Annotated in this window: 13 protein-coding genes; 10 read left to right on the forward strand and 3 right to left on the reverse strand. The window is 39.6% G+C overall.

Annotation, left to right across the window (positions count from 1 at the left end; all coding sequences use genetic code 11):
• Positions 1-195 precede the first annotated feature (195 nt).
• The 3 genes from H2245_RS08030 to H2245_RS08040 all read left to right on the forward strand — a co-directional run bounded on the left by H2245_RS08030 (position 196) and on the right by H2245_RS08040 (position 1,792).
• Entirely contained in the window at positions 196-753 is a 558-nt protein-coding gene (locus tag H2245_RS08030; protein ID WP_182406887.1) for a UPF0149 family protein, read from the forward strand.
• Between the two features lie 51 nt (positions 754-804).
• On the forward strand, positions 805-1,254 hold the full coding sequence (locus H2245_RS08035; protein WP_182406888.1) for a YbjQ family protein: 450 nt from the start codon (positions 805-807) through the stop codon (positions 1,252-1,254).
• A 64-nt stretch (positions 1,255-1,318) separates the two neighbouring features.
• Positions 1,319-1,792: a YbjQ family protein gene (locus H2245_RS08040; RefSeq protein WP_182406889.1), complete on the forward strand. Its 474-nt coding sequence runs from the start codon at positions 1,319-1,321 to the stop codon at positions 1,790-1,792.
• Positions 1,793-1,843: 51 nt separating this feature from the next.
• Here the strand turns inward: H2245_RS08040 and H2245_RS08045 are convergent, their stop codons facing one another.
• Positions 1,844-2,890, reverse strand: a complete 1,047-nt coding sequence (locus H2245_RS08045; protein ID WP_310734125.1) for a formate/nitrite transporter family protein — start codon at positions 2,888-2,890, stop codon at positions 1,844-1,846.
• Between the two features lie 290 nt (positions 2,891-3,180).
• Between H2245_RS08045 and H2245_RS08050 the strand changes: the two genes are divergently transcribed.
• The 5 genes from H2245_RS08050 to H2245_RS08070 all read left to right on the forward strand — a co-directional run bounded on the left by H2245_RS08050 (position 3,181) and on the right by H2245_RS08070 (position 10,825).
• Entirely contained in the window at positions 3,181-6,135 is a 2,955-nt protein-coding gene (locus H2245_RS08050; protein WP_182406891.1) for a valine--tRNA ligase, read from the forward strand.
• Between the two features lie 150 nt (positions 6,136-6,285).
• Positions 6,286-8,187 carry a hypothetical protein gene (locus H2245_RS08055; RefSeq protein WP_182406892.1) on the forward strand — a complete coding sequence of 634 codons (1,902 nt, stop codon included), beginning with the start codon at positions 6,286-6,288 and terminating at the stop codon, positions 8,185-8,187.
• A gap of 8 nt (positions 8,188-8,195) precedes the next feature.
• Positions 8,196-9,503 (forward strand): VWA domain-containing protein, encoded by a 1,308-nt coding sequence (locus H2245_RS08060; RefSeq protein WP_182406893.1) that lies wholly within the window; start codon positions 8,196-8,198, stop codon positions 9,501-9,503.
• A gap of 16 nt (positions 9,504-9,519) precedes the next feature.
• On the forward strand, positions 9,520-9,930 hold the full coding sequence (locus H2245_RS08065; protein WP_182406894.1) for a hypothetical protein: 411 nt from the start codon (positions 9,520-9,522) through the stop codon (positions 9,928-9,930).
• A 403-nt stretch (positions 9,931-10,333) separates the two neighbouring features.
• Positions 10,334-10,825, forward strand: coding sequence for a hypothetical protein (locus H2245_RS08070; protein WP_182406895.1), 492 nt, complete (start codon positions 10,334-10,336; stop codon positions 10,823-10,825).
• A 98-nt stretch (positions 10,826-10,923) separates the two neighbouring features.
• On the opposite strand, the gene H2245_RS08075 is transcribed toward H2245_RS08070, so the two are convergent.
• A complete protein-coding gene (locus tag H2245_RS08075; protein WP_182406896.1) occupies positions 10,924-11,763 on the reverse strand; it encodes a hypothetical protein in 840 nt (279 codons plus the stop codon).
• Positions 11,764-12,065: 302 nt separating this feature from the next.
• Here H2245_RS08075 and H2245_RS08080 point away from each other — a divergent pair, with 302 nt between their 5' ends.
• A complete protein-coding gene (locus H2245_RS08080; protein WP_182406897.1) occupies positions 12,066-12,488 on the forward strand; it encodes a YbaN family protein in 423 nt (140 codons plus the stop codon).
• Between the two features lie 302 nt (positions 12,489-12,790).
• Positions 12,791-13,000 (forward strand): cold-shock protein, encoded by a 210-nt coding sequence (locus H2245_RS08085; protein WP_062533834.1) that lies wholly within the window; start codon positions 12,791-12,793, stop codon positions 12,998-13,000.
• 251 nt (positions 13,001-13,251) lie between these two features.
• On the opposite strand, the gene H2245_RS08090 is transcribed toward H2245_RS08085, so the two are convergent.
• A complete protein-coding gene (locus tag H2245_RS08090) occupies positions 13,252-14,334 on the reverse strand; it encodes a YeiH family protein (RefSeq protein ID WP_182406898.1) in 1,083 nt (360 codons plus the stop codon).
• Positions 14,335-14,540: the final 206 nt, after the last annotated feature.

The following is a 14,540-nucleotide window of genomic DNA, read 5'->3' on the forward strand; positions in this document are numbered from 1 at the left end:
CGCAAGCTAGGTATAAGCTTATAGTACGCAGGGTATGCGTTTTTACCTTCTATATTTTCAGCGCCAGTTATTACCCCCAATTATCAGTATCATTTTCACACTATAATCATTTTATTCCTATATGATTGCTATATGACTATTAGCTCTATAACTACTATATGAATAAATACTATATTGACCTAAGGACATAGCCCCATGAGTAACCAATTAAGCTTAGACGCATTAGCAGACTTTTTAGACAGTGCTGATGAAGACTATATCTTGGACAGTATTGCGACCCATGGTTTTTTAACGGCAACCGTGATTGGTCGTCCGCTACCTAATTGGATAGATGCTCTGTTTGAAGGGCATGCGAAAGACGTACCAGAGAACGTTATCGACGGCATCCAGCGCTGGCGCCAGTCAATTATAGCTGAGCTAAAAAACGAGACGCCTATTGAGCTGCCATTTGGCGAAGATGCTGGTGATGAAGAAGTTGCCATAGATTTTTCTGATGAGTCAGACATTGTGGCGTGGTCAATTGGTTTCGTTGATTCGATGTATGCCGATGAAGCCAGTGATTGGTTTGAGAATGAAGAAACTGCAGAAGATGTTGCCGTATTAACCTTACCTATGATTGTGCTAAGTGGTATTGATGATGAAGATCCTGAGCTTGCCCAAATGCGTAAAGATCAAGATAAGATGGCGCAAATGGCAAACAGTATCGAAGGTAACTTAACGGAGCTGTTCTTATTGTTCCATACCAATGACTAGAAGATAAGCGCGGTCATTTACGGCTTTTTCTATCAATCATAAGGGAACACCATGGCTATCCAACTCTCGAACCTTGAGCACTTACCCAACTATCAAATCACTGAGCGTTTAGACGTGGTTTATGGCAGTACGGTGCGCTCAAAGCACGTCGGCAAAGACTTGTTTGCTGGTATCAAGAATATTGTTGGGGGCGAGCTGACCGCTTATACAGAACTGTTAGAAGAATCAAGAAAAGAAGCCGTCGACCGTATGATTGTCAAGGCAGAAGCGTTGGGTGCAGATGCGGTGGTTGGGCTACGCTTTTCTACATCGAGTATCGCTCAAGGTGCTGCTGAATTGTTCGTATATGGCACAGCGGTCAAAGTGATGCGCTTACCAAATCCCTCAACGCCTCATCCACCATTTCAAAATCAGCTACCCACTGAGCTCTTTAACCAACAACAAGAACAGTCACCTCAAACGCCTACTGAAGACTTGCCAAGATTTAATCCTTTTGGCTAAATAAGCCTTATACTGTTAGCGAAAGTGGTGCAAAGTTTAGATATTTCACGATAAGAGAGTGGTCATGAATCAATCGGTTAGCCAAATGCTTATCAACTATGCACCGCTTTTGGTCTTGTTTGTAGTGGGCTGGTTTTTTGGGGCGCGGCATGAGCGCCAGCATCTGGCTAGATTGGCGATTGCAGAAGCCCAATTGAGACATATTATTGTCTCAACGGAGCGCTTTTATCAACCAGAACTTGTGGCTGATAGTCAAGGCGAGCTGGTACTTGGGAGTGTGGTTATTGCCCAAGATTATTTCAAAATGGTAATTGCTAAAGTATTAAGTTTCTTTGGTAAAAATCTCACTACTTATGAGACATTACTCGAGCGTGCCCGCCGCGAAGCAGTGGTTCGGATGCGCGCGCAAGCCCAAGCTAAGGGCTATAATCACGTTTATGGTTTGCGCTTTGAAGTCAGTAATATCAATCAGCTCGGTAGTATGGTCGAAGCCATTGCTTACGGCACTGCGGTGATAACCGCTGAAAAACCTAAATGACATTTAAATTAAAAAGAAGTTAACATAAACGCTGGCGTATATTTATCCGCGTTAGCTTATTCTCTTTCTTTCGCGTGTTTCAGCTTCCTCTTTTACCTTAGCCATATCAAATAAAAACGTCCGGTTTTTAAGTACTGCGACAAATACCACCCCACCTATAGTATTGCCAACCAAAACTACCGCTAAAAACCATAAGTAGGTAAGTAAGCTCACCGTATTGCCATACATCAACGCAGAAAATACCTCAATATTACCAACGATACTATGATGTAAGCCCAAAAAGCCAATGCTGCCAGTAATCAGGGTTACCAGTACGATACGGCTAAGCGTATCGCGCGCTGAGGTCACAAGCCACGCAGCAACGCCCATCATCCAACCCGCTAATACTGAACTACCGAATATCACCCACCATTTAAAACTTAAAACATGCTGAGCATAGGCATCAATATCAGTAACGGTAAATAACTGCATATTAATACCTAAGCCAATCATCAGTGCGGCAAATAGACAACCGCCGACGATATTTCCTACGATGACAATGCCCCAAAGCCGTAGCAACTTGTGTAATGGTTCGATTTTATTAAGCACAGGCAAGCTTAACAGGGAGGTTTGCTCAGTAAACAATAGCGACTGACCGATGACCACGATAATAAAACCGAGGGGATATAATAGCGAAGCGAGTACCATGGCATATTCGCGTGGTATTACTTCGCTTAATAATGCAAAAGCGGATAAAATCACAAATAAGCTGATACCAATCTCAAGTCCTGCAGTAAAGGCACTGGTAAATAACGAGCCGAGTGAGCGATTAAAGGTTTCTTTGGCATCGATAACTTGCTCAACTAAAATACTGGCGTAGCTTTTGGGCGCGCTAAGATTGTCATCACTAGCAATCTCTTTAATAGACGCTTTGTCTTCCTCGCTAATATTTCCTGAAAAATCATCATCGTCTAAGTGCTCCGTATGCTCAGTCGTATGCGCTGCATCACTGGAGCGCTCGTCGTCTAGATGATCAACCTGAGCGTTGCTTTTACGATTGTTATTTTTAGAGTCAGCGTTTTTATACTCATTACTTTTACGGTCAGTATCTTGGGGCACGGTCATCTCGCTATTTATCAGATAATGATTTTTGTATAAAAATATAATATATTTTTTTCGATGGCATATTTATATTTTATAGTATGAATATGGCTCATTATGTTGAGCGTTCAGCCGATTAAGGGTTTTATAGGTGCTTATTTGGTTACTTTCATTTTTCAAAAATTCTAAATTGCCTTAGCATCTAACAAAATCCTGCCATCTGCGTTAAAATCGTCCTACCAACTATTTTATCTGCTATTTCTAGTATTGCTTGACCACATTCATTATTAACAAAAGACCCTTTCATTATGAGCACTCCTAATCCCAGTACGAATACTAAAACCAATTTAACCACCTCCATCCAAGCCGCTTTAAGCCAACTTGAAAACGCCTATAATCCTGCGGAAGTCGAGGCGGGCATGTATCAAGGCTGGGAAGAAAGCGGTTATTTTAAGCCGAGCTTTGATAAAGACGAATCGTTTTCTATCGCGCTGCCACCACCAAACGTCACTGGCTCGCTACACATGGGGCATGGTTTTAACAATGCCATTATGGATGCGCTAACCCGTTATCACCGTATGGATGGTGATAATACATTATGGCAACCAGGTACCGATCATGCGGGTATTGCAACGCAAATGGTGGTTGAGCGTCGTTTAGAAGCGGAAGGTATTAAACGCCGTGATATGAGCCGCGAAGATTTTATTGATAAAGTATGGGAATGGAAAGAAGAGTCGGGCGACAATATTACCCGTCAGATTCGCCGTTTGGGTAGCTCGGTCGATTGGTCGCGTGAGCGTTTCACCATGGATGATGGTCTGTCCAATGCGGTTAAAGAAGTATTCGTGCGTCTGTTTGATGATGGTTTGATTTATCGTGGTAAGCGTTTGGTAAACTGGGATCCAAAATTCCAAACCGCGCTATCTGATTTAGAAGTCGAAAACGTTGATGAAAAAGGTAGCCTGTGGCATTTTCGCTATCATTTCACCGATAAAGATATCACTACCCAAGATGGCAAAAATTACCTAGTTGTAGCAACCACGCGCCCTGAAACTTTACTTGGTGATACGGCAGTGGCGGTTAATCCAAAAGACGAGCGTTACGCGCATCTGATTGGCAAAACCATTACCTTACCGATTACGGGTCGTATCGTACCTATCCTTGCCGATGATTATGTCGATATTGACTTTGGTACAGGCTGTGTAAAAATTACTCCGGCGCATGATTTTAATGACTATGAGCTCGGTCGTCGTCATGAGCTGCCGCTGATTAATATCTTAGATGCTCATGCGCATATTTTACCAGCGATGGAAGTCTATCCAGACTTGCAAACGCGCGAACCAAATCTTGAGACGACGCCAAGTGACTACGCAGGACTTGAGCGTTTTGCTGCGCGTAAATTCCTTGTGGAGCAAGCTGGTGAGCAAGGTTGGTTGGAAGAAATCGAAGACTATGCACTAAAAGCGCCACGTGCTGAGCGTGGCGGTGCTATCGTTGAGCCATGGTTAACCGATCAGTGGTATGTGGCGGTTAAAGAGCTAGCTAAGCCTGCGATTGCCGCCGTAGAAGACGGTCAAATTGAATTCGTTCCTGCGCAATACAAAAACATGTATATGGCATGGATGAATGGCATTCAAGACTGGTGCATCAGCCGTCAGCTGTGGTGGGGACATCGTATCCCAGCTTGGTATGACGAGGAAGGTAACATCTATGTCGCTCGTGATGAAGTCGAAGTGCGCAGCAAATATAATCTCGCTGCTGATGTAAAATTACGCCAAGACGATGATGTCCTTGATACGTGGTTTAGCTCGGGTCTATGGACGTTTAGTACTCTTGATTGGGCTGATGTGAATGCCGATCCGCGCGTAATGGAAACCTTCCACCCGACTAGCGTTTTGGTCACTGGCTTTGACATTATTTTCTTTTGGGTTGCACGCATGATCATGATGACCATGCACTTTGTCAAAAATGAAGATGGTACGCCGCAAGTTCCGTTTAAGACCGTTTATGTGCATGGCTTAGTACGTGATGGTAATGGACAAAAAATGTCTAAGTCGAAAGGTAATGTCTTAGATCCTATCGATATCATCGACGGTATCGAGCTAGAAGCATTAGTAGAAAAACGCACCAGCAATATGATGAACCCGAAAGACGCGGCAAAAATTGAAAAACAAACCCGTAAAGAATTCCCAGAAGGTATTCCAGCCTTTGGTACGGATGCGCTGCGTTTTACTTTTACCTCCCTTGCTAGCACTGGTCGCGATATCAACTTCGATCTAAAACGGGTCGAAGGCTATCGTAACTTCTGTAATAAAATCTGGAACGCCAGCCGCTTTGTGCTGATGAACTGTGTCGATAAAGAAGGCGATGCCCAAGCGATTGACCAAACCGCCAATCCTGAGGTGTGGGAATTACCAGAAAAATGGATTATGAGTCGCCTCAACTCGACCATTACCAATATCCATCAGCATTTTGACCAGTATCGCCTTGATATGGTCAGCCATGATATTTATGAATTTATCTGGAATGAATACTGTGATTGGTATGTTGAGCTTGCCAAAGCCAGCCTCAATGATGACTCGGTATCAAGCGAGCGTAAAGCGCAAATCCGCTACGTGCTGCTGCATGTGCTTGAGACCGCGCTACGCTTTAGCCATCCAATCATGCCGTATCTGACCGAGCAAATCTGGCAGACCATCGCGCCGCTATTAAATCGTAAAGACACCGATAGTATCGTGATTGCCGCCTATCCACAAACCGATAGTGCGCAAATCAGTGAACAAACCGAAGCCGATATGGCATGGCTACAAGAGCTTATCGCCAGCGTGCGTAATATCCGTGGTGAGATGAAGCTGGGCAATGCGGTACGTCTGCCTGTGCTACTACAAAATATCTCGGCAGCGGAAGATGCGCGTCTATCGCGTATCGCCAATCAGTTTAAGGCGCTTGCAAAAGTAGAGAGCTTAACCATTCTGAAAGAAGGTGATGACGTGCCATTATCGTCATCAAGTATGGTTGGTCAGCTGCGCGTCCTTGTGCCCATGAAAGGGCTAATTGATCCAACGGCTGAGCTGGCACGTTTAGGTAAGTCGTATGATAAGTTGAAAGGTCAAGCCGAAGGTATCTCACGTAAGCTAGGTAATGAAGGCTTCGTCAGTAAAGCGCCTGTAGAAGTAGTCGATGCTGAAAAAGCGAAATTGGCTGAGTTAGAAGGGCAGTTGACAGCGATGACGGCACAGATGGAAGAGTTAAAGGCGTTGTAACTCACACTTTAACAGTTAAAAAATGTCTCCAATATGGAGGCGTTTTTTATTGTCTACTAGTTAGTGCTCAAACTAATTCTTACTTCTGATAAATAGTGAATATTTGTGTGCTAATATCTTCAATTTTGATATTTATCAAGGTAAATATACATGGAAAGTGATTTTGAGCGCTGTGACAATCAGGTATCTGAAGAGTTTAATAAATGTGCCTTACACCTTTCCAGTGAAGAGGTCAAAAATCAAGACGTAGATCTTCATATTATAAATTCCCCCGATCTATTTATCGATTATTTACTGGAAAAGGTAAGATGTCTCAATGGTTTAGAGAATGAAAAGGATTTTGATGTTTTAAAGCTCGTTACTTTGGATGATTTGAGGTTTAATAAATTTCACGATAAAGATGATGTAATAAATATTATCAGCAATAGTGTGTTGTACATAGAGAACATAGAGTTCTCTAAAGTAGAAGATAATATTTTGGAAAATTTTAGCTATATAGTAGATAAGTTTAAAAAAGTATACTTTACTAACTGCTCATTTAATAGTGAACTGATAAGTAATAGGTATTTTAAATACTACTCTAACTGTACTTTTAATGAAATTTTGAAATTAGAAGCAGATTTAATATATTGTGATAAAAGTAAAATTGACAAAGATGGGCCTAAATTAGATATATCCGAAGATAAATACAGGTATTCTAAATGTATATTCGAAAAAAATGTAAGCATAAATAATAATGGTGATTATAATTATATATGCTATAACCTATTTCATGATTGTACTTTTAATAAAGACATAACTATTAAAAAAATAAAAATTAATAGTGTTCTCATAAATATATCTGAGATGTTGGAAGGTTTAGATAAAAAATGTAACGATGAGGACTGTAAGAAGATATTAGTAGATTATAGAAAAAGATATTATTTCAATAAGATTAGTATATTAAATTGTGAGTTTGAAAGTAATTTCAAACTTAACTTTATAAATATAGATTATGAAAAAGAGATAGTAAATAAAAATATAGATAAGTATAATAAAGAATATATGAATTTGTTAGATAATATAAAAGATATATTTAGCATAAACATCTTGCTAATTGAAGGGACTAAATTTAATAAAAAATTTGAATTGAAAAATTGCATAATAAATGATTTTACATTTGAAGATTCAAATGTAAAAGGAATATTTGATGTATATAAAAGTTCATTTGTAAAAGCTAGATTCTATAAAAGTATTTTTGAGGAATTCGCTGCCTTTGAGCAAGTGGTATTTGGTGATGGAAAAAGTGAAAATAAGACGGAGTTTATATACACTACTTTTAAAGACTTTTCTAATTTTAGGGATACAAAATTTAAGTCAGGTTTAAGTTTTTCAAAAGCAAATTTGAAGCAAGAACCTAATTTTTTAAACACGGAAATAAATACGAAAGATACTGATAGAGAGACTTTTAGAATAATAAAACAGTCTTTTGATGATGTTGGTAATAAGCTTGAAGCAAATAAATTCTTTACTGAGGAAATGAAGGCTTATAAGAAAGAACTTAATGACATAAAAGTCAAGGAAATTGAATATATTAGAAAGATAAAAGAAAATAATAAAGATGTAAAAATTAAGAAATATAAAAAAGATAAGGTTTACGAAGAGTCCAGAAGAGCTAGATGGGTCTTCAATGTTAACAACTTTATTTCTGAATTTGGTGAGAATTATCTCAGGCCAATTTTCATTTTAATTGTCTCGGTTTTTGTATATACAGTAATAACTGTATGGAATAAGTGGTATTTTAAAAGTCATGTGTACTTTGTGTCATTGGATTGGGTCAACAATGCTTCATGGAGTAAATGGTATTTTGAGAGTCACGATTATTTTATGTCATGGAAATGGTTTGACGCGATATCAAGTTTTTTTAATGAATTTGCAGTAAATATACTTCCATTTAGAGTATTTATCAAAGATAGAAATGGAATTGAGTTCATAAGCTTATTTTTCTATATCTGGTTTGCTATATTAATTTGGCAGATAATCATAGCTGTCAAACGACATACGCAACGTTAAGGAACACCATGAACCATCTCACCGTCGGACAACGCTCACCGTTAAGCAATCTTGGTATTGATGATACAGCACTAATCACGCTCAAATTCATTCGTCAAAGTCCGATAGAGATGGACATCAGCTGCTTTGCGTTAGATGCAGCGGGCAAGCTTATCAATGATGATTACATGGTGTTTTATAATCAGATGTCCTCGCCATGTGAGCAAATAAAGCTTACGCATTATGAATCGCAGCCGTCATCAATTAAAAGCATACAAGCTGAGTTCAAAATCAACTTAGCCAAACTACCAGCCACAGTAGATAGCTTATTTTTTGTGTTATCGGCTGATACACTGCTCAATCAAATTCAATCGTTAGAGATTAGCATTTGGCAGCAAACCCAAAAAGCGCAGGCAGAATATCAAGCCGCAGATTTTGCTCAGCAGCAAGCCAGTATGCTGATGCAGATTTATCGTAAAAATGGTATTTGGCGTTTAGCGAATGTTGCGCAAGGTTTTAACGGTGGCTTAGCAGCCATTGTTCAGCATTTTGGTGGCGAAGTAGAAGAGAGTGAAAGCGAAGCCATTTCTTCACAAGTTTCTCAGCCAGCCAAAATAAATACCTCAAAAGTTGCCTTAGAAAAAGTCATGTTGGACAAAGCACCCAAGCTCGTAAACCTTGCCAAAAAAGCTACCATCTCACTCGAAAAACGTCAATTACAGCAATTAACAGCTAAAGTTGCTTTAGTATTAGATGCGACTGGTTCAATGAATAGACAATATAAAGAAGGTCGAGTGCAAGAAGTGGTCAATCGCTTGTTACCGTTAGCCGTCAGCTTTGATGATGACCAAGCACTGGATTGCTGGGCGTTTGGTCAGCATTCACAGTATCTAGGCACAGTTGGACTGGATAATTATGAAGACTTTATTGATAGCGTGCAGGGCGGCTGGCGTAAATGGGAGCTGGGTTCACGTACTAATAATGAAGCTGGCGTGATGGAAGCAGTGACGCAGTTTTATCAAAACGATGGGCTTGATGTACCAGTATACGTACTATTTATTAGTGATGGTGGGGTCAGAGATACGCGCGGTATCAGTAAAATCATGACCGAAGCCGCCAACTTGCCTATATTTTGGCAGTTTGTCGGTTTAGGAGGATATCATTATGGCATTCTAAAAGATTTAGATGAGATGACAGGGCGACTGCTTGATAACTGTAGCTTTTTTGAGCTTGATGATTTAAATGATGTTAGCGAAGAGTTTCTTTATGAGAGTATGCTAGAAGAGTTCCCAAGCTGGCTGAATGAAGCCCGTAAGATTGGATTGATAACATCATAAATGGGGAGTAACCGTCATGTTCACCATAAAAACAACATCAACCGTAAAAGCCCTCACTTTAAGCGCCTTGTTGTTAAGCCTAAGCACTTGCGTCCTCGTTTCACCGCCGACCAATGAAGACACCATGACGGACGCCGATCTTATTCGAGCTGCTGAGCAAAAAGAGTCAGCGCCAACCGAAGGCGCGCAGCAGTGGATGATTGGCTATCATCACGGTATTGCAGTGGTCAAATCATTCCAGTGCTCAGACCTCTGTCCGCAGAACACCTTGCGCGTGATTTATTATGACGTACCAACCGATGCGACTTGTGAGAATATCGGCGGCGTGACCAAATCCATATTAGTACCAATCGCCATTACCGTCATGCCAAAAGATTATTGCTTCCCTAAAGTGATTGCGAAGTATTGGGGCAGTGATGCACAGTAGGAAAGGTGATTAATATTCTACAAATGATCCTTAATGTTTATATCTCAGTGTCCAACTTGATAATAAAACCCGCTTTAGCTCAAACTTAAGCGGTTTTTTATGCTAAAAATAAAATGTGATGTATAAACTAATCATGAACACCCAATCATGAACACCTAATCACCAAACTCAGTATCGACATAAGTAGCAGCGGTAAAAATTAGCGTCGCTACAATAAAGCCGTTTATTAGCGCACTTTTTTACAAATAAAAGTAATAGGGCTGATAAGATAAACATCTAAGCATTAATTCTTATAAATTTTGACACGATATAAATAGAAAAATAAACAGAAAATATGATATCGAATCTTGTAGTACACAAGATATTTTTAAATCAAGTTTCTCTAGGTTTAGGAATAATTACTATGATAAAGATAAATATGTATGTCATTTTTTGGGTTGCTCTGTCGTTTTTTACCTTCCTTATTGCTATGAGTAATATAAAAGGTCATAGGTTAATCCGTGATAAAGGTTCTATGTCAAAAGCACTAAGTAGCGATAGGCTTGATATTGAGTCCAGTTTTTATAGAACGGATGCAACGTGGCACGATATTATATTTTTCCACGCATCTGCGTCCGGTGTTGCTATCGTACTTTTGGTTCTAATTATCAAGGGTGAGGCATTGTTTCCTGGAACTGTAGTCTTTTTTGGCGTGCTTTCTTCCATCGCAATATTTACCATTAGTATGGTGCTTCTTTTATTAGCATTCTATTTTTATACCATCTCCATTTTGAAACTTGGTAATACATTATCCAATATTCAAATTAATGGCAAAGAAATCAAAACTATGTACGCGATTATGGCCGTCTTTGGCTATTTCTTGATATTTACGATACTGGCGTTGATATTGATTTAAAACCTAATAACCGAGCACAATTGATTTAAGAAATAAAAACCGCTTATAGCAAAGGCTATGAGCGGTTTTTAATTTATCTAAACTATCAAATAATAGCTTTATTTTTGTTCAGCATATAAAGGATCAAGCATTTTTGGCAAAGTATAGCTGCTATCGACAGGCATTTTGAATACATTACCTTGGACGACACCTGTTTTTACCCATTCAATTTGGTTGGTCTCAAGATTTACTAGATAAATAGCATAGTTTTGTCCCTTCTGTAGCGTAGAAACATAGGCACCACCAGTGGCGACTGCTGTAGCAGTACCCAATACCAGTGACGCACCAATAGAGGGTTTACTACCTGTTACCATCGATACAAAAGCTTTGTTAGTGCCTTCAATCTTACGGATACTATTCAAGCTATTATTATCTAATCCCAATGCAGTATAGGTAGTTTTGGCTTTATTTGCTTCAGTTTTCTTCTTATCAAGTGCAGTATATAGATTTAGATAAGCCTGATTGGCGACGGTGTCAAACTTATTGGTTGAGCTAAGCACAGGATAGGCTGTATTTAACTTATCTTTAGCTTTGTCCGTAATTAAGATATCCATCTTAGTCAGCGTTTCTTTGGTCAACGTACCGCAGACAAAGGGCGATGACGTATTGCTAACTTTTATCCCTTTTTCAGTCAGACGCGTTTTGATGGTCTGTGCCATAGCTAGAGCAGCAAGGTCAGAATGTTGATACATAATATCGTTTTTACCCATCTCAACCCGCACGATACAGCCATCAGTGATAATAGCAACTGCTTGATTGGCTAAGGTTTTTTGCGTTTGATCGTAGGCTGAGCGTGACTCAGGATTCACGGTCGCACAACCACTGAATGCAGTAATAGCAGCGAGCGCTAAAGGCAGAGTAACTGATTTAGCAACTTTCGGAATAAAAAGCTTTATCATGAATATCCTTATGAATGATAGAAATACTATTGTTATAGGTTACTTACAATTGTTATCGAAGCTGTTAGTTATAGTTACCAAAAACGTACAATTAAAAAACAGTCGAATTATGTCTTAATATTAATAATGTGTCTATTAAAAAATAAGTATTTCTTTATTAAAGTTATTCACACTATTGAAAAACGTAGAAAGATAAAAGATGCAAAAAGCCTCTTGTTCCTTTTTAGCTATTAATACATTATTGCCTCATCGTATAAGCAAATATTGCTATTTAATCCCTCACAGCTATTAACACTACCTTTATGACTCAAACAAAAAATGCTTTTTATCATCGACCCAAGACCAATCAATCCAAAAGCCCAACCGTACGTTGGATGCTACTTGGCGCTGGCTGGTTGTTTTTCGCCCTAGGTATTATTGGTATATTATTACCTGTGATGCCGACCGCACCTTTTATATTATTGGCAGCGGGATGCTGGGCGCGCAGCTCACGACGTTTTCATTTTTGGCTGATCAATCATAAATATTTTGGTAAGTTTGTCCGTGATTGGGAAGAGCGTCATGCCGTACCTCTATACGCTAAGTATCTGGCAACCATCATGATGGCTATATCAACGACGATGTTATTTTATCGCCTGCCTACTGATACGATATGGGTAGCATGGTTAGTAGCAGCTGTGTGTAGTGGGGCTGCGATATATCTGTTTCGTCTCCCAAATGCTTAATCCGCATTGATTAATGAAAATGGCTTAGTTTTTAGAAGGTGCATGCTTAAGGCTATATAAAGCAGCACAATTTACTTAAAAAATAAGATATGTAACGCTTGTTACAAGAAATGTTAGATAAGACTTGCGATAGCGTCAGACCCCCCTTATAATGTACCCAAGCTTAAGAGCAGTTCTGCACCAAATCATTACCTCGTAGTATTAGTTATAATCCTTCGTTTTAATATTTATCGTTCAGTAGCTATTTGCAAGCGTTGCCGGTCACTAGACCATTAATAAATTAGAAAATTAGGGTTATCAATATGTCAGATACTATGAAAGGTACAGTTAAGTGGTTTAACGAAGCTAAAGGCTTTGGTTTTATCGCTCCAGAAAGCGGCGCAGACGTTTTTGCTCATTACAGCGAAATCACTGGTTCAGGCTTCAAAACTTTAGCTGAAGGCCAAGAAGTTGAGTTCACTGTAACTCAAGGTCAAAAAGGTCCACAAGCTCATAACATCGTTGCTATCTAATCTGTCTTTATAGACAATTAGAGCAAGATGAATAAAAAAACGAACCATCGGGTTCGTTTTTTTTATGTCTGTTGTTCAAGGTTTTATTATTTTAGTTTTAAAAGTGAGTGAGCTAAATTTTGAAGAGCGGAAGATGTGGGTACATTGAATAACTTATCACTATATATACCTAGTCATTACCCAATGCAAAACGCCTACAATCAGTTGTAGGCGTTTTTAGTTCAGTTGGAAGTATTAATTAGTACAACGTTTTATATAAAGCTAATGCCAATGTTAATCAGGCCGCCACCAACGATTAACCATGCAAACATAATCGCGCCAAGTATTAGAGGTCTAACACCCGCTTGTTTAATAGCGCTTAGGTGCGTCGTAAGACCAAGGGCGAACATAGCCATCGTCAGTAATATATCATCTACCATCACCATGGCTTGCTCAAAACCTGCGCTTATATTAAGCAAGGTATGCAGCACGACGATAAGAATAAAAATAAAAGCGAACCATGGGACTTTAACTTGTTGAACACGGTTCATAAACGAAGGCTTTTCGCCATTCTCGCTGCTGCCTTTGGTTAGCGCAAAAGACAATACCAGTAAGAAGGGTGCAAGCATCATCACCCGAATCATTTTAGTGACGACAGCGGTATCGCCTACATCGGCACTGACAGCATTACCAGCGACCACAACTTGCGCCACTTCATGAATGGTCGAGCCAGTATAGACGCCATAATCTTGCGCGCTAAGCCATGGCTGTAACCAACCGAGATGATACAAAAACGGATACAGTATCATCGCAATCGTACCGAATACTACTACCGTTGCCACTGCGATAGTGACTTTATGCGCTTCGGCTTTGACGATAGGATCGGCGGCGATAACAGCGGCGGCACCGCAAATACTGGCACCGGAGCCAATCAATATAGTGGTTTGTTTATCAACTTTTAGCCAGCGTGTACCGAGCCAATAGGTTAAGAAAAAGGTTGAGGTCAGTACCAGCGCATCACTCATAACCGCGGGAATACCAACGCTTGCCACTTGGGTTAAGGTCAATTTAAAACCATAGAACATAATGGCTAAACGCAGAATTTGCCCTTTAGCAAAGCAAACTCCTGCGTCCAAGCGTTCAGCGGCATGACCATAAACGGTATTGCCGAGTATCATACCGATTAAAATCGCTAAAGTTAATGATGATAAGCCGACGATGCGCCCATTGGTCCATGCTTGTAGACTACTATTCAACCATAAGCAAAATAAGCTACCGACCAGCACAACGATAAGTCCGGCTATGTGGCGACCGCGCGGAATATAACTGGCAAATGCTTGGGTAAAAGCTTTCATAACTGAGCGTCCTATGAGAACGTTGGTAATGGGTAAGGCGCTGATGTTAAAGATGAGCTTTAATAACTAAATTTTTCGGTCAGCACTACTTGATAATCCAGATAAGCATAAGCTTATAAGTAGATATTATAAATAAAATCTATATATAATAAAAACAGATTAATAAGATAGAACCTATCGATTTTTTAGGTTAATATTAAAAGATG

Source organism: Psychrobacter sp. GP33 (assembly GCF_014119005.1).
Classification (GTDB): domain Bacteria; phylum Pseudomonadota; class Gammaproteobacteria; order Pseudomonadales; family Moraxellaceae; genus Psychrobacter.

Coding starts and splice junctions, on each gene's coding strand:
- H2245_RS08030 (WP_182406887.1), top strand. CDS start 196: ATGAGTAACCAATTAAGCTTAGACGCATTAGCAGACTTTTTAGACAGT.
- H2245_RS08035 (WP_182406888.1), top strand. CDS start 805: ATGGCTATCCAACTCTCGAACCTTGAGCACTTACCCAACTATCAAATC.
- H2245_RS08040 (WP_182406889.1), top strand. CDS start 1,319: ATGAATCAATCGGTTAGCCAAATGCTTATCAACTATGCACCGCTTTTG.
- H2245_RS08050 (WP_182406891.1), top strand. CDS start 3,181: ATGAGCACTCCTAATCCCAGTACGAATACTAAAACCAATTTAACCACC.
- H2245_RS08055 (WP_182406892.1), top strand. CDS start 6,286: ATGGAAAGTGATTTTGAGCGCTGTGACAATCAGGTATCTGAAGAGTTT.
- H2245_RS08060 (WP_182406893.1), top strand. CDS start 8,196: ATGAACCATCTCACCGTCGGACAACGCTCACCGTTAAGCAATCTTGGT.
- H2245_RS08065 (WP_182406894.1), top strand. CDS start 9,520: ATGTTCACCATAAAAACAACATCAACCGTAAAAGCCCTCACTTTAAGC.
- H2245_RS08070 (WP_182406895.1), top strand. CDS start 10,334: ATGATAAAGATAAATATGTATGTCATTTTTTGGGTTGCTCTGTCGTTT.
- H2245_RS08075 (WP_182406896.1), bottom strand. CDS start 11,763: ATGATAAAGCTTTTTATTCCGAAAGTTGCTAAATCAGTTACTCTGCCT.
- H2245_RS08080 (WP_182406897.1), top strand. CDS start 12,066: ATGACTCAAACAAAAAATGCTTTTTATCATCGACCCAAGACCAATCAA.
- H2245_RS08085 (WP_062533834.1), top strand. CDS start 12,791: ATGTCAGATACTATGAAAGGTACAGTTAAGTGGTTTAACGAAGCTAAA.
- H2245_RS08090 (WP_182406898.1), bottom strand. CDS start 14,334: ATGAAAGCTTTTACCCAAGCATTTGCCAGTTATATTCCGCGCGGTCGC.